We start from the raw sequence: 19468 nt of genomic DNA on the forward strand, positions 1-19468 counted from the left end.
TGACGCCGTCGATCGGCTGCGGAACGAGGCCAGGATCACCGTGAGTTCGCCTGAGGACCCACCGCTCCTGCCGTCCCGGCATGATGATCTACGGATCGAGGGAGGTGTCGCGCGTGCCGGGGTCGTGTGACGTGGTGGTCGTCGGGGGTGGGCAGGCGGGCGTGGCGGCGGGCTACTACCTGCGCCGCTCCGGCATGGATTACGTCATCCTCGACGCCCAGCCGCAGCCAGGTGGCGCGTGGCGGCACGGCTGGGAGTCGTTGCGGCTGTTCTCCCCGGCGGAATACAGCCCGCTGCCGGGGTGGGGGATGCCGCGGCAGGAGAGTGAGGAGTTCCCGACCGCCGGGCACGTCGTGGACTACCTGCGGGCGTACGAGCGGCGCTACGACCTTCCGGTGCGCCGGCCGGTCCGGGTTCGACAGGTGCGGCGAGTCGGGGATCGCCTGGCGGTGGACACCGACGCCGGGGCGTGGCTGGCCCGGTACGTCATCTCCGCGACCGGTACGTGGGAGTGCCCGTACGTGCCCGACATCCCGGGCCGTGAACAGTTCGCCGGCCGGCAGTTGCACACGGTGGACTACACCGCGCCGGAGGAGTTCCGGGGGCAGCGGGTCGTGGTCGTCGGCGGGGGTAACTCCGCGGCGCAGATCCTGGCGGAGGTGTCTCGGGTCGCCGAGGCCACCTGGGTCACCCTGCGCCCGGCGCGGTTCATGCCCGACGACGTCGACGGTCGGGTGCTGTTCGGGGTGGCGACCCGCAAGGCCGCCGGTGGGGCCGGCGAGAGCGTCAGCGACCTGGGGGACATTGTGATGGTGCCCAGCGTCCGCGACGCCCGGGACCGCGGTGTCCTGCACTCCCGACCGATGTTCGCTCGGATGACCGAGCACGGGGTGCGGTGGGCCGACGGTACCGAGGAGCCCTGCGACGTGGTGATCTGGTGTACGGGTTTTCGGCCGAACCTCACTCACCTGGCGCCGCTGCTGCCCGGTTGGCGGCAGGGGACGGTGACGGTCGAGGGCACCCGGTCGGTGGACGAGCCAGGCCTGTACCTGCTCGGCTACGGCGATTGGACCGGGCCGGCGTCGGCCACGCTGGTGGGTGCCGGCCGGACCGCGAAGGCGACGGTCGCCGACATCGCCTCACGCCTGCGCGGATCGCCGTAGGCCCGAGGCCCGGCCGCGCTGGCCGGACCTCGGGCGGCGCCGGTCAGGCGAGGGTGGCGAGGTAGCGTTCGGCGTCGAGGGCGGCGGCGCAGCCGGTGCCGGCGGCGGTGATGGCCTGGCGGTAGGTGTGGTCGACGACGTCACCGACGGCGAACACACCGGGCAGGTTCGTGCGGGTGCCGGGGGAGTCGACGGTGACGTAGCCGTCGTCGTCGAGGGTGACCTGGCCGCGGAACAGGTCGCTGCGCGGGTCGTGGCCGATGGCAACGAACAGCCCGGTGACGTCCAGGATCCGAGTCTCGCCGGTGTGGACGTCCCGCAGGCGGGCTCCGGCGACGGCACCGTCGTGGCCGAGGACCTCCTCGACGACGCTGTTCCACGCCACCCGGATCTTGTCGTTGCCGAGCGCCCGGTCGGCCATGATGCGGCTGGCGCGGAAGGTGTCGCGGCGGTGGACGATGGTGACGCTGCGGGCGAAGCGGGTGAGGAAGGTGGCTTCCTCCATGGCGGTGTCGCCACCGCCGACCACGGCGATGTCCTGGTCGCGGAAGAAGAACCCGTCGCAGGTGGCGCAGGCGGAGACGCCGTGGCCGAGCAGCTCAGTCTCGCCGGGGACGCCGAGGGGCCGCCAGGCGGAGCCCGTGGCGAGGATGACCGCCCGTGCCTGGTGCGCCTGCTCGCCGACCCACACGGTCTTGACGTCGGCGGTGAGGTCGACGCGGGTGACGTCGTCGGTGATGAACTGGGCGCCGAACCGGTCGGCCTGCTTGCGGAGGTTGTCCATCAGCTCGGGGCCGGTGATGCCGTCGGGGAAGCCGGGGAAGTTCTCCACCTCGGTGGTGGTCATCAGCGCGCCGCCGGACTGGCTGCCCTCGATGACCAGGGGTGTGAGGTTGGCGCGGGCGGCGTAGACGGCGGCGGTGTAACCGGCGGGTCCGGAACCGATGATGGTCAGCGGGTGGGGGTCGGACATGAAGAGGGCTCCTGCTCAGGGGTGAGCCGCCCGCCGGGTGGGTGGTCCGGCGGGCGGCGTCTGGGGGTGGCGTCAGGCGGCGGGGCGCAGCTCGGCGAGGAGCTTCTCCACCCGGGCGCGGATGTCGTCGCGGATCGGGCGGACCGACTCGACGCCCTTGCCGGCCGGGTCTTCGAGCTTCCAGTCCTCGTAGCGCTTGCCGGGGAAGACCGGGCAGGCGTCGCCGCAGCCCATGGTGACGATCACGTCCGAGGACTCCGCGGTGGCGTACTCCAGGAGTGTGGGGGTCTGGTCGGTGATGTCGATGCCGACCTCGCGCATCGCCTCGACGGCGGCGGGGTTGACGGTGTCGGCGGGTGCGCTGCCTGCGGATCGGACCTCGACGGTGTCTCCGGCGAGGTGGCGCAGCCAGCCGGCGGCCATCTGGGAGCGGCCGGCGTTGTGGACGCAGACGAACAGGATGCTGGGCTTGTCGCTCATGAGGTGCCTTCCATGCAGTACGAGTCGCGGGGCCGGTTGACCAGCACGTCGTCGAGGTGAATGAACAGGTCAAGGTCGGGATTGTCGTTGCGGTCGAGCGCCGGGTAGCGGCCCGGGTCGTGGCGGCGGTTGAACAAGCTGGGCGAGAGTCCAGCCGTGCTGGTGCCGTGCGGGCGCTGCGTCATGAGCGGTGATTGATAGTGGCGTCCCCGTCGGTGGGTACGACGACCTGGTCGGCGGCGTCACCGGCATCGGGATAGAGCGCGGCGAGCAGGCCCACACCGACCGCGAGGCCGACGAACTGCGCCACGACAAAGCCAGGCACGGAGGTGGGGGCGATGCCGGCGAAGGTGTCGCTGAACGCCCGACCAACGGTGACCGCCGGGTTGGCGAACGACGTGGACGAGGTGAACCAGTAGGCGGCACCGATGTAGGCGCCCACGGCGGCCGGGGCCACGACGGCGCGACCGGAGCGGGCGAGGGCGAAAATGAGCAGGATCAGGCCGGCGGTGGCGATGACCTCACCGAGCCACAGGTGCCCGGCGGTGCGATCCTTGCCGGAGAAGCCGATCGCGGCGAGGTCGAACATCAGGTTCGCCAGCACCGAACCCGCGATCGCACCCATCACCTGCGCCGCCACGTAGCCGCCCAGGTCGCGGGCGGTGAGACCGGTGCCGGCGCGCCGACCGAGGAACCAGTCGGCGGCGGACACGACCGGGTTGAAGTGGGCGCCGGAGACCGGCCCGAAGATCAGGATCAGCGCACCGAGGGCGAACGCGGTGGCGATCGAGTTCTCCAGCAGCTGCAGGCCGACGTCGGCCGGGGAGAGAGTGGCGGCCATGATGCCGGAGCCGACCACGGCGGTGACCAGCAGAGCGGTGCCGGTGAACTCGGCCAGCAGGCGCCGCCACAGAGTGGGGGTCATCGGTCTGTTCTCTCCCATGGTGTTGCCGTCCCGAAGGCTCGGGCAGGGTGGTTATCGGGTGGTGGGGACGTGCAGGTCGTCGAGGAGCCGGCGGACCCGGCGTTCGATCTCGTCGCGGATGGGCCGCACGCCGGTGGTGTCGAGGCCGCCGGGGTCGTCGAGTTCCCAGTTCTCGTAGCGGGTGCCGGGGAAGACCGGGCACGCGTCGCCGCAGCCCATGGTCACCACGACGTCCGCGGCGCGGACCACCTCGTCGGTCCAGGGCTTGGGGAACTCCTCGCCGATGTCGATGCCACGTTCGGCCATTGCGGCGATGGCTGCGGGGTTGATCTCGATTCCGGGTTCGCTGCCGCCCGACCAGGCGACGGCCCGGTCGCCGGCGAGGTGGGTGAAGAACCCGAGGGCCATCTGGGAGCGGCCGGCGTTGTGGGTGCACAGGAACAGCACCACGGGGCGACCGTCGCGGTGGTGACCCTCGACGCGGGCGAGGGCCTGCAGGCGCTGGCGGGCGAAGCGTTCGGCGAGCAGCGGCAGGTAGTGCGGGATGGTGCTGGCGATGGCGAACTGGTCGTAGCTGGAGAGCAGGAACTTCTCGATGGTTTCCGGGCCGTAGACGCCGGTGAACTCCCCGGCGAGCCGGGTCGCGGCGGTGCGCAGGGCGACCTGCTGGTCGATGGAGACCTCTTCGTAGGGGTGAGGGCTGGTGTCAGTCATGTCGGTCTCCCGGGGTGGTGACGGCGGGGGCGACCCGGTCGACGCGGGCGGCGAGGTCGGCGAACGCGGCCTCGAACGCCTCGTCCGTGTCGACACGGACCGGGTCAGGCACCGACCAGTGCAGGCGGGGGCGCACGGGCCCGGTGAGGTCCTCGTGGGCGTTGTCGCACACGGCGATGAGCAGGTCGCCGTCGCGGACGACATCGGTGACGTGAGCGGTGGCGGTGGGGTCCAGGCGCAGTCCGTGCCGGCCGGCGACGGCCACGGCGCGGGGATGCACCCGGGGGGCCGGTTGCGTGCCGGCCGACGCGGCCGGGGCATGGGTGCGGTCCTGCCACAGCGCGGCGGCCAGCTGGGAGCGGGCGGAGTTGCGGGTGCAGACGAACACCACCCTGCCCACGCCGGTCAGCGGCGGCGGGGTGAGCGCGGCGAGGGCTTCCGGGCGCAGCCGCAGGTAGGTGCGGCGTTTGTCGCCCTCGGAGCGGCCCTTGACCACCAGGCAGGCTTCGGTGAGGACCTTGACGTGGTGGGCGACGAGGTTGGTGGGCAGGTCGAGGGTGTGGGCGATCTCCCCGGGGGACGCGTCACCCAGGGTGAGCGCGTCTACGATCGCCAGCCGCGCCGGGTCACCGAGCGCGGCATGGATCCGCGCCCGCCCAGCCAGAGAATTACGCTCAACATTCATTGACTCAATCATAGGTGAGCTATCTAAGGTTGGCAAAGAGCGGTCCACAGGATGCGGCTGCCTCGGCGCCGCATGCGCGGCATTGACCGACCGGAGCGTTCGACATGCCCCGCCTGAACTCGCCCGCGAAGGTGGGCGCATTGCTGCGAGCCGGCGGGCTCGACGGCGAGCAGGCCCCTCCTCGCGGCGCGCGTCCCCGTCGGCGGGCGTTGAGTGCTGCTCTACGAGCCGGCGGGCTCGACGGAGAGCAGGGACGCCAACTGGCGCAGGATGCCGGGCCGGGCGCGGTGATAGACCCAGGTGCCACGCCGCTCGGCGTCGACCAGGCCGGCCTCGCGCAGTGTCCGGAGGTGGTGGGAGATCGTCGGGCCGGTCAGCTCGAACGCCGGCGTGAGGTCACACACGCACGCCTCCCCGCCCTCGGCGGAGGCGATCATCGACATCAACTGCAGACGCACCGGATCGCCCAGCGCCTTGAACGCCGCCGCGAGAGCCGCGGCTGCCTCTGCGGGCACCCGCCGCTGCGCAAGCGGCGCACAGCAGGAGGTCGCCGCGTTCAGGTCGATGGCGACGAGCGGCGCCGGCTGCTTAGACATGCCTCTAGGTTGACATCCTTCTAACCAGCGTGCAACTGTCTGATTTGACGGACGTCGAGACAGCGTAGGACGGGTAGAGGATCATGATGACTGGCGACAGTGACGGCCCGACCACCCCGGTGGGGCGGGCGAGCGTCGCCGTGCGACCGATGACCGCGGCGGACGCCGATGCGGTCCTGGCGATCTACCAGGCGGGGCTCGACGCGGGCAGCGCCAGCTTCGAGACCGCAGCGCCACCCTGGGCCGACTTCGACGCCGCCCGGCTGCCCGCGCACCGCTTCGTCGCCGTCGCCGACGGCCTCATCATCGGCTGGGTCGCGGCGTCGCCGACCTCCGCCCGGGCGGTCTACGCCGGGGTGGTCGAACACTCGGTCTACGTGCATCCCGCCGCTCAGGGCCGTGGCGCCGGGCGGCTGCTGCTCGACGCGCTTGTCGCCTCCAGCGAGGCAGCCGGGATCTGGACCATCCAGTCCGGCGTCTTCCCCGAGAACACCGCCAGCCTGACCCTGCACGAGCGGGCCGGCTTCCGCGTCGTCGGCGTCCGCGAACGCGTCGGCCGCCACCACGGCCGATGGCGCGACGTCGTCCTGATCGAGCACCGCAGCCCCACCATCGCCTAACCCCTTCCTCGCCCCGGACACCCGGGGCCCAGTCCGCCTATCTGATTCGACAGTTATCAACGCAGAGAGATGCTCGATGAGCACCCTGGACACCCTTCCGGTCGTGGTGATCGGCGCCGGCCCCGTCGGCCTGGCCGCCGCCGCCCACCTGCACGAGCGCGCCCTGCCCTTCCTCGTCCTCGAAGCCGGCGACACCGCCGGCGCGGCGGTGCGCCAGTGGGGCCACGTCCGCGTCTTCTCTCCATGGCGGTACGACATCGACCCCGCCGCCCGGCGGCTGCTCGACGACGCCGACTGGGTCGCCCCCGACCTCGACGCCCTGCCCACCGGGGCCGAACTGGCCACCGACTACCTCCAGCCCCTCGCCGAGCTACCGCAGCTCAAGCCGCACCTGCGCTACGGCGCCCGAGTCGAGGCAATCAGCCGCCTCGGCCTGGACCGGCTACGCACCCCCGGCCGCGACACCACCCCGTTCCTCATCCGCCTCACCGACGGCCAGGAGGTGCTCGCCCGCGCGGTCATCGACGCCTCCGGCACCTGGCGCACCCCCAACGTCCTCGGCGCCTCCGGCCTGCCCGCCCGCGGCGAGACCGACGCCGCCGCGTACCTGGAGCACGCCCTGCCCGACGTGCTCGGCGCCGACCGCGACCGGTTCGCCGGCCGCCACACCCTCGTCGTCGGCGCCGGCCACTCCGCCGCCAACACCCTGCTCGCCCTGGCCGACCTCGCCGCCGAACACCCGGGCACCGAGGTGACCTGGGCGATCCGCACCGCCTCACCGGCACGCACCTACGGCGGCGGCGACGCCGACGCCCTCCCCGCCCGCGGAGCACTCGGCTCCCGACTGCGCGCCCACGTCGACGCCGGCCGGATCCGCCTGCTCACCGGCTTCACCGTCCACGCCCTCACCCCCACCGACGGCCGCGTCACCGTCGTGGTGCGCCACAGCGACGGCAGCGAGGAATCGGTCACCGTGGACCGCATCGTCGCCGCCACCGGCTTCCGCCCCGACCACACCATCGCCGCCGAACTGCGCCTGGACCTCGACCCGGTCATGGGCGCCACCCGCGCCCTCGCCCCGCTCATCGACCCCAACGAACACTCCTGCGGCACCGTCCCCCCGCACGGCGTCGACGAACTCGCCCACCCCGAGACCGGCTACTACGCCGTCGGCATGAAGAGCTACGGCCGCGCGCCGACGTTCCTCATGGCCACCGGCTACGAGCAGGTCCGCTCCGTCGTCGCCGCCCTCGCCGGCGACTGGACCGCCGCCCGCGACGTCCAGCTCGACCTGCCCGAAACCGGAGTGTGCAACAGCAACCCCGACAACTCCGCCACCGGCGACAACTGCTGCGGACCCGCGCCGGCCGCCGAACCGGCCGGACGCGGGCTGGCCACCGGCATCACCGGCGGACTGCTCGCCGCGCCGCTGCCCCTCGTCACCCTCGACGCCGCCCCCGCCGACACGCAGGCCGGCGGCTGCTGCGGCAGCTGATGCCCACCACCACGACGGTGCCCGCCGACCCCACGGTCGGCGGGCACCACGGGTGGCTGATCGTCGCCGCCCTCGCCGTCACCTCCACCATCGGCTACGGCACCCTCTACTACGCCTACCCGGTGCTACTGATCCCGATGGCCACCAGCATCGGCGCGTCCACCACCGCCGTCACCGGCGCGCTCACCGCCTCCGTCCTCACCGGCGCCCTCATGGCCATCCCCGTCGGCCGGTGGCTCGACCACCACGGCGGTCGCGCGCTCATGACCGCCGGCTCGATCACCGCCACCGCGCTGCTGATCGCCTGGTCCCAGGTCCACACCATCGGCCAGCTCTACGCCGTCATGATCGGCATCGGCGCCTGTGGCGCCATAGTCCTCTACGAACCCGCCTTCGCCGTCATCGTCTCCTGGTTCACCCCCGAACCGCCGCGCCACCGCCCTCCTCGCGGTCACGATCGTGGCCGGGTTCGCCAGCACCATCTTCATGCCCCTGACCGGCCTGCTGGCAGAACGCCTCGGCTGGCGCGGCGCGCTGCTCGCCCTCGCCGCCATCCACGGCGCGGTGACCATCCCGCTGCACGCGATGGCCGTCCGCCATCCTCGACCGGCAGGCGCCGCACCGGCCGACCCGGCCCGACGCGAGCACCCCGGACGACGGGCGGTCGCCCACGCCGCGATGCGCGACACCCGCTTCTGGATCCTCACCGCGACCTTCACGGCCCACGGCCTCGCCACTAGCACCATGACCGTGCACCTCATCGGCTACCTGATCAGCCGCGGGCACCCCACCACCTTCGCCGCCACCACCGCCGGCCTGCTCGGCGTCCTGTCCGTCACCGGCCGGCTCGTCCTCACCGCCGCCCGACGACGACTCCCCGTCACCACCATCGTGGGCGCCGTCTACGCGACCCAGGCCGCCGCCATGCTCGCCATGCCCTGCTCGCCGCCACCCGCACCGGCGCGATCATTAGCGTGATCGGCTTTGGACTCGGCTTCGGCATCACCAGCCTCGCCACCCCCGCCCTGCTCACCGACCGGTACGGCACCACCGCCTACGCCACCATCGCCGGACGCCTCGCCGCCCCGGTCACCATCGCCAAAGCCAGCGCACCCCTGGCCGCCGCCGCGCTGCTACACGCCAGCGACGACTACGCACCCCTGCTCGTCGACCTCGCCACCTGCTGCGCGCTCGCCGCCATCGGCGTCACCACCCGAACGAACATCCCCGCCCAGGAGCCCTCCTGCAGACACTCGTCACCCACTGCCCGAATGTGATCGTTCGCCCATGACACGACCTATCCGACCGAAGGAACACCTCGTCGGTCCACTCGTACCTGCTGTCCTGCCCGCGCGTCCGGGTCCAAGCCCGATGCCGATGCCCGCTCTACCTGCTCGAGCCTGTCCGTCGGCAATCGCTGCGGCGGCCCTGTTGCTGTGGATGGCTCTTCCGGCACGCTGTGGCCGGGTGAGCGCGCAGCACCTCCTGCGCGCGCTGGACTGGCCCCCGCACCACCGCCTCGACATTCAGCCGCGCCACGGCATGCTCGCCGTCTGCTCGGCCAGCAACGGCCGCCACCAGGTGGGCAGCCGAGGAGACCTACCCTTGCCGGCGAACGCCCGGCAACTGTGCCGCATCGAGCCCGGCCAACCCGTGCTACTCGCCGCCATCGTCACGCACGACCTGCTCGTCGTGCATCCCGTCAGCACCGTCGCACGCCTGCTCGCCGACCTGCACACTCACCTGGCGGGAGTCAGGGATGGACACTGACCCCGCCGCCGTCGCTGCCGCTCACCAAATTCTGGCTCACCTGGGCGTCACGGTGACCGACCTGCAGTCACACCCCGCGACGCCGGCCGTCCTGCCGACGGTCGCCGAGTACCTGCCCCGTGTTGTCGCCGCTGCCGGGCCCGGATCACGCCGCACCTACGGCACCTACTGGAACCGGATGGCCGCCGCGTGGCCCGAACGGCCCTTGGACACCATCGTCGCAAGCGACGTCGAGGCCCTGAAACAAGCGATGATCGCCAGCGCCGTGGCGCGGCGCAACAGCCGCAACGGCCGGCACGCCGGTGAGCATGTCATCGCCGCCGCCCGCGCCTTCTACCGACGCGCTATCGCCGACGGGCTGATCGACGCCGCCGCCAGCCCGGCGCACCGGGTCGCGAAACCCCGACGCCTACCCGGTACCCGCCGCGCGTTGACCGCACAGGAGCTGGAGGAGATCAACGCGGTGGCGCGCACCAGCGGGAACGACGTCATCCTGGACGCGCTGCTCCTGCGCCTGCACACCGAGACCGCGTGTCGCCGCGGCGGCGCCCTTGCCCTACGGCTGGCCGACCTCGATACCACCAACGGCCTCGTCCGCCTCACCGAGAAGGGATCCACTGTCCGCTGGCAGCCCATCACCCTCGACCTCGCCGGACACCTGCGGGAGCACGCCGACGCTCGCGGCGCGGTCCTACCGACCGATCCGCTCCTGCGCGCACGCAACGGCCAACCGATCACCAGCCGCCGCTACGACCACCTGTGGCAACGCCTCGGCGTTCACCTACCCTGGGTCACCGTGCACGGCATCTCGACCCACTGGCTACGCCACACCACCCTGACCTGGGTGGAACGCCACTGCGGCTACGGCATCGCCCGCGCCTACGCCGGACACACCGACAGCCCGGGATCCTCCACCACCACCTACACCAAAGCCGACCTGCACGACGTCGCCAACGCGCTCTCCGCCATGACCAACCAGCCCCATCCACTGGCCCGGGTGGCAGATCACGCCGGCCCCTGTTCGCAGGTGAACCACGTCGTATCGCCCACGTCCGAGTAGGGGACAGTAGCCGCGTGCGGTGTCGGGGGAACAGGCTCCGAATGCACCGCACGCGGCGAGGGGAGTGGACTGGCCCTGCGACCGGAGCGCGACCTATGCTTCGCTCCCTCTCGTGGCCGTTGACCTGCGGATTCGTACTTACGTCGGATCAACGATTGTGAGGTTGATGGTGCCGCTCGAACTGCCGACCCCCGCCCCTTTTGGCTATACCGTCTAGCGGATGACCGTCAGGAACGGTGCCGACGAAGTGTCGTTCCTTCTAATCGGCGTCGAACGGACCTAGACCGTCGTCGTGTCCTTGATCTGGAGAACGACTGGCCCAGCGGCGGTCGGCGCGAGCAAAGCTTCATAGGTGGGATTCCGGTTGTCAGTCCTCGCGCTTCCGAGCCACGTGTAGCGCACCGACAACTGGTAGGTGCCCTTGACCCGGTAGATCCCGAACTGCGGGTCGAAGGTGGCGCGAGCGGTGAGTAGGGGATCGCCCGTGACATCCCATTTGATCTTCTCGGCGCCCGACGCGGGACTCCACTCCGGGCATCCGGTCGGCATGGCCGATCTCGCGCCGCGGACGCATCGGGTGAACGCCTCGCTCAGCTTCGCTGCCGCGGGCTCCCATGCCATCTTGGGATCTTGTTTCGCCACCTCAGGGTCGCCTATGGCCGAGTGCTCCTTGATTTCCTGGACGTTGAGCTTGCCGTCGGCCCACTTAATCTTGGCCCAGTATTTTGCTGGCGTCACGGCGCGACGCGCCTGCTTTGAAGCGGTGTAGTCGGCCGTCACGATGACGGTTCCGAGCATGTCGAAGCGGCTCTCTGCCTCGGTGTATTGGATAACCGGAGCTTCGAGCGGGTTGCCGTAGAAGGCCCAACGAACCTCGGAGACGTCTGATGTGTCGGCGATCGATTGTGGGCAGTTCGCGGGAGTTGAGGACGTCGACTTGGCGCACCTGTCGAGCCAGTCGCTTGCGGCCGCGATGACGGCCTCTTGCTTCACTTCAGCTGGCCAGGGATCCGATATCTTTGGGAAGGGCTCGTCTCCGCCGAAGATGAAGTAGCCCAGGACGGCAAGGGCAATGACCACGCCCAGTCCACCCCCGCCTGCGACTGCTGCCGTCCCGTGGCCCGAGCTGGACTCCGCTACCTCGGGTTCGCTTCGCTCGGCATGAGGTTCGGGTCCGAAGTGGTTGCGAATATTGTTGTAGACGGGCCCTTCATAGTAGTTTCCCTCGACATTGGCCTGACGTTCCCCGCCAAAGCCAGTTTGTTGGTCTACCACCCTCACCTGCCCTCGCGATCGCCATGGCCCTGCTCGAAGTAGTTTCCTGCGACGTTGACCTGACGTTCCCCGCCAATCCCGATCTGGTTGACGGTGGGGCTATCTCTAGCCGGCTTCTTCGGGCTGCTCGGGCCATCCCTATCCTGAGCGCCTGACCAGGGTGCTGAGTTGCTGGCACTGCGAATCGTCAAGATCACGCCGATGATAGCGACCGGCAATGCGATGATATTCGCCCAGGCTGCAGCACCATCGAGGCTGCCACTGAAGATCATTACTAGCGAGGCGATGATCAACAGGCAGAGCGCGCCGGCGGTCAGGTGTCTTTTGGGCACGACGTCCATCATGGATGACCGAAGCATCCTCGCGGAAGCATCAATCGGGAATGTCCTTGATCTGCCACTGCCGGGCGGCCCGCTATGGGCGTGCCGGCTGCCAGTAGGTGGGCGTCGAACGGAGGTGAGCAGTAGCCGGCCACGGCGCATCTGACGAAGTGGCTGGCGATGTCGCGCCTAGCAGCTGAAGCGGGCCCCTCGACTCGGCCCGCAGGGCGGCGTGCCTCAGCGCGAGATCGTCCGTGAGCCCGCGCCAGGGCTGCTGCCGGGCGTAGCCTGCCGTGGTGAGCACACCAAGCGACAACTACACCGCGACGCTTCCACGCAAACGTATGGGCGCTGCGGTCTTGTTCGCCGACGCTCTCGGACGCGCGATGCTGGTCGAGCCCGTCTACAAGGATTACTGGGAGATCGTCGGTGGGTGCGTCGACGCCGACGAGTCACCCCGACAGGCAGCGGCACGCGAGGTCAAGGAAGAACTGGGCAAGTACATCGTTCCCGGTCGACTGCGGGTGGTGGATTGGGTGCCGCCGCGGCCGGATCGTACCGAGGGCGTCATGCTCGTCTTTGATGGCGGCGTGCTGGACGAGGTGGGCACCGCCGACATCCACCTGCCGCCCGACGAGCTGCGCAGCTGGGCCTGGTGCGGCCAGGAGGACATCAAGCACCGGATGTCGGAGTTGCTGGCTCGCCGGGTGTTGGCGGCGCTGCGGGCGAAGGACGAGGGCACGACATTCGACTTGGAGGACGGCTTCTCCGTGCAGTGAAGGCATGACGGTGGCGCGCCTCCTAGTAGCGCTCTGTTAGGTCGGCGGACCCCGGTCGAAACAGCGCCTATGCCTTCAACTGTTCGAGGTCGTTCAGTGCGGCTACGACGACGTTCCAGGCTATCCGGACAGTGTCGTCGTCGGGCGAGTAGTGCTGTTTGATCTGCTTTTTTGGGTGCACCAGGTTACGGTGGTTGCGCAATACGTGGGCGTAGTCGGTCACGTCTCGAGCGACCCACTTTTTCTCGGCAGCTAAATCGATCAGCGACTCCAGGTGATCGGTGGGGCCAGGGCCCTCGGTGTGTCGAGCGAGTGCCACGTCGTAGAGGACGCCTTCGAGCAGGCTTCCGAGCATGATGACGGTGGCGGTGCAGGCGCCGGATTGCCAGCAGGTGTGGGCTTCGTTGAGCCGGGCGGTGAGGTGGCGCCCGAAGTCCGGGTCTTTCAGGATGTTGGCGAGGCTCGCAGTGAGTTCCAGTGGCACCTGCATGGTGGGCCGCGTCATCGTCGGGGTCTGCGTGACGAGTTCGGGTCGGCCCGACGCGTAGCGGATCTGATAGCCCTCCACGGCGAGTAGGCCGTTGAGGTCGTCAACGAGGTGGCACCGAGCCTCGTCGTCGTCAAGATATTCGCGGGGATCGGCGAGGCGGAGCAGCAGTCGGCGAAGCCCGTCAGGGTCGCGACGGCGACGCAACGTACGGAGGACCCATTCACGGCGACCGTCGTCGACGTCGCCAACGCGGCGCCAGCCTGCGGCCTCGAACAGGGCGGTGATCTGCCGGCCGGTCCGATAGTAGGGGGTGCTGTCGTCGCCGCAGATGAGGTCTGCGAGTCGGTCGAGGACTTTGCTGTCGAGTTCGACAGTGACCTCATTGCCGTTGTTGATGGGATCAGTTGTCACAGGTTCTGCTCCTCATGCGCGAAGGGCAACTCGATCGGCTCCCATGCGTCGGCAGGGGTGTCCGACGCGCTCCGCGGGGAGATCCCACGTTCGGTGAGCCGGGCGAACAGGGTCGCTAACTCCTTGTGGGCGTCGAGCTCGAACTCGCTTTCCCGGATTCGGATAACTTCCCAGCCCATGCGGAAGAGTTCTCGGTCGCGACGCCCATCGGAGACGACGTCCGTCGGTCGGGTGTGCCAGCGGTGGCCGTCGCATTCCACCGCGAGCCTGCCGCCGCTTCCGACTACCACGAGGTCAAGCGTGCGCGACCCGACCTTGAACTGGGGCACCACGTGATAGCCGCGACGTTTGAGGATTCGGAACACGCGCTGTTCCAGCAGGGATTCGAACGGAGGACACTGGCGGTCGGCGCTGACGCTCTTGAGGTCTGGCGATGGTCCGAACACGGACGGCGGGTTCATCATGTAGCCGATCAGGGAAGCACGCAGGTCGTCGGGTTTGTAGTCCTTGGGCGGCACGGAGGTGAACAGCCACAGTTGATCGCGGGCGCGGCTGGCGGCGACGTTGTAGTTCTGGTAGAGGTTCTCGCCGACACGTCGGGGTGCCGCAGTGACGACTGTGGACAGGAAGATGACGTGACGCTCTGCTCCTTGGAAGGTGGGCGCAGAGCCGACGCTGATCTGGCGGGCGGCGCGGACTTCCGGTGCGACGGCCGTGTTGATCTCGTGGTCAAGGAGTTTGATCTGTCCCTGTCCGTGAAGCACGATGACCCCAAACGTTTTGCCCGCATATTTGGGATCGTTCAAGCATCCAAGCAGTTGCGAGACGATACGTTTCACCTCCACCGGGTTGCGGATTGCCTGCGCAGATCCCTCCTGGTAGGCGCCCTCGACGTGGCAGACGCGCAGCGGCTCCAGATCGGTAGCCTTCCTCTCGCGCAGCGGAATGATCTCGCTGGCCCCGCGGTAGAACTGCTCCTTCGACCAGTTGATGATTTCGGGCATGCATCGGAAGTGTTCCCGTAAGCGAACGACGGCGTCCTTCCCGGATCGCGCCGAGAGGAGACCGTACAGGTGTGCCTTAGGGGTGAAATGGTACCGGATTTCGGGATCTAGGTCTCCCAAGTGCTCCGAAAGGGCTCGGAAGTGTTCGTCGAAGGTCCTGCCCATCCGATTGGGCGCCGGGGTGCATTGCTGGTCGTCGCCGACAACAATGATCCTTGGTGCCAGCCATAATAGAAACAGGTGTTCCAGCCCAACCTGACTCCCCTCATCAACGATGACTACATCGAAGGCGTTACGTTTGACGGTCAGATTCTCCAGCAGGCTCGGCAGGGGAATTACCCATGCAGGCACGATGCCCTGTGCTTTGCCCATCGCCGCCTGCGCTGCCTGACGCAGTTCGCGAACCTTGCGGCCGCCGCCGGCCCCGATCTGCTTGCGGAAACCGCGGAAGCTGCGCAGGGCCCGCATGTCGGCGTCAGTCATGCGGTTGACGAGCGCCCGGGTTGCCTCGGCCGCTGCCAGCTGCTCGGTGACCTGGGCAAGGTGTATCTCAACGTCGTCGTAGTCCCGTCTGACCTCTTGCTCCGTGCCGGCAGTGCGCCGTGTCCGCACGAAATGGTCCGCGTGGTACCAGGCCCACGCCGCAGGCAGATCCCGCATACGGGCGTCCCAACGAGGATCGACACAGCTGTCTTGCAGCAGGCGAAGCAGTTGCGGATGCGCACTCTCCAGGAGCTGCGTGAGTCTGAGGCGCCGCCGCTCGGCGTGCTGCTCATGGCGGGCAGTGTCCAGTACAGCGATTGCCTGGCGGTATCCGTCGAGGGACCGCTGGTCGATCGCGGCGATGACGAGTTCAACCTCGCGGCACGGATCCTCACGCGTCAGGTGCCTTCGGACCGCGTCACGCAGTCCAGCTACGGCGGCCTGTGCAGCTTGTAGGCGGATGTGGTGGCGGGCGGCTGCGGTCGATGAGATCACCGCGCTGACGTCGTCAACGGTGGATAACCTAGCCGGCAGACCGGCGGCTTCCAGGTGGTCGCGAATGGCGGTGTGGACGGCGGCGAGATGTCGGACGTGCAGAAGGAGGCGGTACGAATCTTGCAGCTCGGACAAGGTTGCGGTCACACGGCCAGGCGTGACAACTACTCCGACGTCGGCCCACAGCCGCAGGAGTTGAGTGGTTTCGATGTGGACTTCAAGGTGATCGAGCGCGGCGTCTAGCAGAGGCAGCGTGGTCGGCGGCCTTCCATCGACGCGTATGCCACTGATCAGTGCGGCGGCCTTGATGCGCGCAGGTTGGACGGCGAGAAGCGTGCGACAGGTCAGACTCGTGAGGTGAGTGCGGAGTTCGCGGCCCACGGCGAGCATGTGGCGGGCCCGCCCCAGGTCGAGCTCACCAGCGTTTGTGAAACGTACTTCCGCACCTAGCGTGTGCGCCCGAAGTTTGGCCTGCAGGCGCTCGGCGCGGCCGGCGACCTCGGCCACGTGCCGCCACAGGGACTGCCGCCGTCCTGAGAAGTGATCTGCGATGGCACGTGCCACCCAATGCGGCGACGACCCGGAGTCCGCTTCCAATCCGAGCCGCTCCGCGATGGCGGTGAAGCGCTGCCCTAGCAGGTCCAGGTCCTTCAGCATGTCCTCACCGGCAGCCGCCAAGCGGGGCGCCCACACGTTGGTGTGTTCCTGGACGGCGGCCGTGGCGTCGAGTTCGGCATCGATCGCCTCGGCGAGCGCGGCCGGCGTAGGTAGGTCTGACAAGTCGGGGATCACTTGAGTGAGGCGGGCGCGTCGAGCGGGGTTCGTCGTTCGTAGCAGGTGCACCAGTTCGGTGGCTTCCGCTGTCGTCATGGGTGGCCTGTCGGGCAGCCCGCGGACGGCTGGCGGCATCCAGTCGAACTGCTCTGCGTTGCCCTTGACTTGGCGTGCGATCTGACCAAGTGATCCCCGGTAGAGCTCGGTGCTGAACCAGGGAGCGACCGGGTCGTGAGCGATGAACTCTGCCTCACGTAGCTGTTGAATGCGGTGGTTGAGGTAGGCGGATCGCGACCGTAACTTGTGCCGTTCACCGCGAAGCGCCTCAACCTGCTTGGTCAGTTCCTCAGTATCGGCGTACGCGGTCAGGTGCGACAGGGCGTCAAGACCGAAGCCGACCTCGGTAGCGGCGTTTCTGCCGTCGGTCATCAGTACGCAGAGATCACGCAACGAGGCTGGTACCTTCTCGCGAAGCTCGCGCAGCGCCTGATCCTTCTGGCTCGTGACGAGCACCCGCTGCCCGCGCGCCAACAGCGCCGACGCCAGATTCGCGATCGTGTGCGTCTTGCCGGTGCCCGGCGGCCCCTGAACCACGACCCCCGTCTCGGAGCGAAGCAGCTCGATGACATGCATTTGCTCATCGTTCGTCGGCAGGGGAAAGAGAGGGTCGCTACCGAGCACGTCGCCGTTGACAGCGCCCTGGCTCCTCAGCCACCCGTTACGCTGCTCGGGCTCGGTGTCCACCACGAGCTGGGCAAGCGCGACGGGAACCTCTGCGTCAGGTTGTCGTAGCGCCTCTCGGATGTGCTGGTAAGCCTCGGCAAGGAGCACCCGACTGCGCCGACGTACCAACAGCGCCGGCGACAAGCTGACCACTGGGACGCTCGGCAACTCGTCACCCGCCACTGCGGGACGGTCCTCCTGGTGCAGCTCCGTATCCAGGCATTCCTCGAGGAGGCCGACGATCGGAGGCAGCAAGGCTGGCCATGGAAGGTCTCCGTCGACGATCTCCTGCCGGCGATATCTCCCACGCTCACTCCGGAACAGCTCCTGATCGTCAAAGATTTCCCGATCTTCGATCCTTCGACGTCCCGTCCCCATCGAAACAGACACCTCGGCCGTCGCTCTGTCCAGTCGAACGACCACACCCTCGGCCATGATGTGACGACGAAAACGGGTGCCGTCCGGCGCTGTCCACCGAATCAGGCCGATCCCGAGAACGAACTCGTACTCGTCGTCCTGCTGCTCGATGGTCTTGGCAGCGCGCTCAAGTTGCTCGTACAACCGCCCGACAGCGTGCAGGCGCCGAGCCTCGTCGGACCATGTCTGCCACTGCTCAACCCAAGCGTCGAAGGCGCGTACGATCCGCGCCGGCGGCGGCCCGGGACTGTCGTCGCTATTCGGGTGGGCGTCCAGCAGGCGTGGCGAGGAACCAGCGAACCCGTCCATGGAGTCCATGTCGATCCACTCGTGTAGCAACTCCGGTGGCGCCGGCTCGGGCGGTGGTCGAGACGGACGCAGTCGCATGATCGTGTCATCTGCGGGGCTAGCAATCCACTGAACGCCGCGCGGCAGGGTGTCGAGCCAAATGACTGGATCAGGCGCGTCCGGGTCCTCCAGAATGTCGCACACTGGGTCCCGCTCGACTGCGGCCGTCACCTCCGCGAGAAACTCGACCAGCTTCGTCGTTTTCTCGATCGCAATCTGACTGAGAGTCACGCTCGCATGCACCCCCTGTAAGTTCGCGGCAACGTCACAGACTGCGCCGCCGTCAACCAAGATCACAAGAGTGATCCCGCGCGCCGCAGCGTGAGTAAGCGGTCCGAGCAGGGGTGCAGCACGAAAATCGGACCCCGTCGCCACCTCACCTCTGCGGTGTTCGCGGTCGGCGCCGCGATAGTCTGAAACGGATGAAGCTGTCGGCTCGAAGGTGAGGCTTGCCCGATGGGTTCCAGCTACGAACCGATGAGTCTGGCCAGGCTCGCCATCCATCTGGCATCCGCGGACACCGACCAGACTCGCTGGAAGCTCGTATGGGAGTTCCTCGAGGAGTACCGCTGGGAACCCGCAGAAACCAGGGTCGGCCTGTTGAGCGAGGAGCCTGGGCTGACCGGGGACTCTCGGTGGGATGCGCTACTTGCCGCGGTCGCGGAGCACCTGCTGGCTCAGGCGGATCTTGCTCCGCCCGCATGGGTCGACGCGCGTGTGCTGCGGCGGGCGTGGTTCCCTGCCGAACTGGCCATCCACCGGGCCGACGCCCTGGCATGGGCCCCGGCTGCATTTCGAAAGCATGGCGTGTACCTGTCCGTTCACGATCTGGCGGCGGCGTGAGCGGGTCAGACGGCGTCCTGATGGGGCGCGCGGAACTCGAACGCGCGTTCACTCACCTGGGCGAGCGGCTTGTCCGTCGCGGGGTCGTCGCCGACATCTTCGTTGTGGGTGGTGCCGCGATGGCGCTCGCCTACGATGCGAAACGGGTGACCAGGGACGTCGATGCGATGTTCGTACCGCACGGGGTCGTCCTGGATGAGGCGCGTGCGGTGGCCGACGAATTAGGTCTGCCGCCGTGGTGGCTCAACGAGCAGGCCAGTGTGTATGTCTCCGGCAAGGACGACCCGGGCAGGCGGCGGGTCTTCGACCACCCTGGCCTGCGCGTGATGGCGGCCTCTCCGGAGCATATCTTCGCGATGAAGGCGCTCGCGGCGCGGACCCGCGACGTGGACGACCTTCGGACCCTGGCAGCACTGGCCAACGTGGCGACAGTCGATGACGCCCTACGTTTGTGCAGCGACTTCTACCCTGACGAGGTCATTTCGCCGCGGGCCATGGGAGTCATCCGCGAACTGTTCGAGTAGGTCGAGCACTGCCGTCGAGATTGCCATCAGCAGTACCCGTCTGCGGTCATCGCAAGTATTCGGGACAAGCGCACCCGCTCGTGGTGGCTCACCTCCACCGG

Annotated in this window: 22 protein-coding genes; 10 read left to right on the forward strand and 12 right to left on the reverse strand. The window is 68.7% G+C overall.

All coding sequences use genetic code 11. The features are described from left to right. Positions 1–113 precede the first annotated feature (113 nt). Positions 114–1163, forward strand: coding sequence for an ArsO family NAD(P)H-dependent flavin-containing monooxygenase (locus ACIA6B_RS24835; RefSeq protein ID WP_396776768.1), 1050 nt, complete (start codon positions 114–116; stop codon positions 1161–1163). Between the two features lie 43 nt (positions 1164–1206). Here ACIA6B_RS24835 and trxB read toward each other — a convergent pair whose 3' ends face one another. The 7 genes from trxB to ACIA6B_RS24870 form a co-directional block, all read right to left on the reverse strand. Next, positions 1207–2136, reverse strand: a complete 930-nt coding sequence (gene trxB, locus ACIA6B_RS24840; protein ID WP_396776770.1) for a thioredoxin-disulfide reductase — start codon at positions 2134–2136, stop codon at positions 1207–1209. Positions 2137–2208: 72 nt separating this feature from the next. Beyond that, positions 2209–2616, reverse strand: a complete 408-nt coding sequence (locus ACIA6B_RS24845) for an arsenate reductase ArsC (protein ID WP_396776772.1) — start codon at positions 2614–2616, stop codon at positions 2209–2211. Continuing rightward, entirely contained in the window at positions 2613–2801 is a 189-nt protein-coding gene (locus ACIA6B_RS24850; protein ID WP_396776774.1) for a hypothetical protein, read from the reverse strand. The genes ACIA6B_RS24845 and ACIA6B_RS24850 overlap by 4 nt, the downstream gene beginning before the upstream one ends. After that, positions 2798–3541 (reverse strand): aquaporin, encoded by a 744-nt coding sequence (locus ACIA6B_RS24855; protein ID WP_396776776.1) that lies wholly within the window; start codon positions 3539–3541, stop codon positions 2798–2800. Before ACIA6B_RS24855 ends, ACIA6B_RS24850 begins: the two co-directional genes overlap by 4 nt. Before the next feature lie 51 nt (positions 3542–3592). Further along, positions 3593–4255: an arsenate reductase ArsC gene (locus tag ACIA6B_RS24860; RefSeq protein WP_396776778.1), complete on the reverse strand. Its 663-nt coding sequence runs from the start codon at positions 4253–4255 to the stop codon at positions 3593–3595. Then, a complete protein-coding gene (locus ACIA6B_RS24865; RefSeq protein WP_396776780.1) occupies positions 4248–4940 on the reverse strand; it encodes a helix-turn-helix domain-containing protein in 693 nt (230 codons plus the stop codon). The genes ACIA6B_RS24860 and ACIA6B_RS24865 overlap by 8 nt, the downstream gene beginning before the upstream one ends. 221 nt (positions 4941–5161) lie before the next feature. After that, entirely contained in the window at positions 5162–5536 is a 375-nt protein-coding gene (locus ACIA6B_RS24870; RefSeq protein ID WP_396776782.1) for a metalloregulator ArsR/SmtB family transcription factor, read from the reverse strand. Between the two features lie 86 nt (positions 5537–5622). Between ACIA6B_RS24870 and ACIA6B_RS24875 the strand changes: the two genes are divergently transcribed. Both ACIA6B_RS24875 and ACIA6B_RS24880 read left to right on the forward strand, forming a co-directional pair. After that, positions 5623–6156, forward strand: coding sequence for a GNAT family N-acetyltransferase (locus ACIA6B_RS24875; RefSeq protein ID WP_396776784.1), 534 nt, complete (start codon positions 5623–5625; stop codon positions 6154–6156). A gap of 76 nt (positions 6157–6232) precedes the next feature. After that, the gene (locus ACIA6B_RS24880; RefSeq protein WP_396776786.1) at positions 6233–7651 is read left to right on the forward strand and encodes an FAD-dependent oxidoreductase; all 1419 of its coding nucleotides are present in this window, start codon (positions 6233–6235) and stop codon (positions 7649–7651) included. A gap of 115 nt (positions 7652–7766) precedes the next feature. Here the strand turns inward: ACIA6B_RS24880 and ACIA6B_RS24885 are convergent, their stop codons facing one another. Continuing rightward, entirely contained in the window at positions 7767–7976 is a 210-nt protein-coding gene (locus ACIA6B_RS24885) for a hypothetical protein (protein ID WP_396776788.1), read from the reverse strand. A 134-nt stretch (positions 7977–8110) separates the two neighbouring features. Between ACIA6B_RS24885 and ACIA6B_RS24890 the strand changes: the two genes are divergently transcribed. The 4 genes from ACIA6B_RS24890 to ACIA6B_RS24905 all read left to right on the forward strand — a co-directional run bounded on the left by ACIA6B_RS24890 (position 8111) and on the right by ACIA6B_RS24905 (position 10481). Then, complete coding sequence (locus tag ACIA6B_RS24890; protein WP_396776790.1) at positions 8111–8629, forward strand: MFS transporter; 519 nt, start codon at positions 8111–8113, stop codon at positions 8627–8629. Further along, positions 8626–8928: a hypothetical protein gene (locus tag ACIA6B_RS24895; RefSeq protein WP_396776792.1), complete on the forward strand. Its 303-nt coding sequence runs from the start codon at positions 8626–8628 to the stop codon at positions 8926–8928. Before ACIA6B_RS24890 ends, ACIA6B_RS24895 begins: the two co-directional genes overlap by 4 nt. 190 nt (positions 8929–9118) lie before the next feature. Next, positions 9119–9421 carry a hypothetical protein gene (locus tag ACIA6B_RS24900; RefSeq protein ID WP_396776793.1) on the forward strand — a complete coding sequence of 101 codons (303 nt, stop codon included), beginning with the start codon at positions 9119–9121 and terminating at the stop codon, positions 9419–9421. After that, positions 9411–10481, forward strand: a complete 1071-nt coding sequence (locus tag ACIA6B_RS24905; protein WP_396776794.1) for a tyrosine-type recombinase/integrase — start codon at positions 9411–9413, stop codon at positions 10479–10481. Before ACIA6B_RS24900 ends, ACIA6B_RS24905 begins: the two co-directional genes overlap by 11 nt. A gap of 279 nt (positions 10482–10760) precedes the next feature. Here ACIA6B_RS24905 and ACIA6B_RS24910 read toward each other — a convergent pair whose 3' ends face one another. Then, positions 10761–11762, reverse strand: coding sequence for a hypothetical protein (locus ACIA6B_RS24910; protein ID WP_396776796.1), 1002 nt, complete (start codon positions 11760–11762; stop codon positions 10761–10763). Next, positions 11759–12100 (reverse strand): hypothetical protein, encoded by a 342-nt coding sequence (locus ACIA6B_RS24915; protein WP_396776798.1) that lies wholly within the window; start codon positions 12098–12100, stop codon positions 11759–11761. The genes ACIA6B_RS24910 and ACIA6B_RS24915 overlap by 4 nt, the downstream gene beginning before the upstream one ends. Before the next feature lie 272 nt (positions 12101–12372). On the opposite strand from ACIA6B_RS24915, the gene ACIA6B_RS24920 reads away from it, so the two are divergent. Further along, a complete protein-coding gene (locus tag ACIA6B_RS24920; protein WP_396776800.1) occupies positions 12373–12855 on the forward strand; it encodes an NUDIX domain-containing protein in 483 nt (160 codons plus the stop codon). 67 nt (positions 12856–12922) lie between these two features. On the opposite strand, the gene ACIA6B_RS24925 is transcribed toward ACIA6B_RS24920, so the two are convergent. Together ACIA6B_RS24925 and ACIA6B_RS24930 are read right to left on the reverse strand one after the other, a co-directional pair. After that, positions 12923–13756: a hypothetical protein gene (locus ACIA6B_RS24925; protein ID WP_396776801.1), complete on the reverse strand. Its 834-nt coding sequence runs from the start codon at positions 13754–13756 to the stop codon at positions 12923–12925. Further along, positions 13753–18231, reverse strand: a complete 4479-nt coding sequence (locus ACIA6B_RS24930) for an AAA domain-containing protein (RefSeq protein ID WP_396776803.1) — start codon at positions 18229–18231, stop codon at positions 13753–13755. The genes ACIA6B_RS24925 and ACIA6B_RS24930 overlap by 4 nt, the downstream gene beginning before the upstream one ends. 225 nt (positions 18232–18456) lie before the next feature. On the opposite strand from ACIA6B_RS24930, the gene ACIA6B_RS24935 reads away from it, so the two are divergent. Both ACIA6B_RS24935 and ACIA6B_RS24940 read left to right on the forward strand, forming a co-directional pair. Further along, positions 18457–18843: a hypothetical protein gene (locus ACIA6B_RS24935; RefSeq protein ID WP_396776805.1), complete on the forward strand. Its 387-nt coding sequence runs from the start codon at positions 18457–18459 to the stop codon at positions 18841–18843. Beyond that, positions 18840–19367 (forward strand): DUF6036 family nucleotidyltransferase, encoded by a 528-nt coding sequence (locus ACIA6B_RS24940; protein ID WP_396776806.1) that lies wholly within the window; start codon positions 18840–18842, stop codon positions 19365–19367. Before ACIA6B_RS24935 ends, ACIA6B_RS24940 begins: the two co-directional genes overlap by 4 nt. The last annotated feature ends 101 nt before the right edge of the window (positions 19368–19468 follow it).

Origin of the sequence: Micromonospora sp. NPDC051141, from assembly GCF_044455765.1 — a bacterium.
Classification (GTDB): Bacteria; Actinomycetota; Actinomycetes; order Mycobacteriales; family Micromonosporaceae; genus Micromonospora.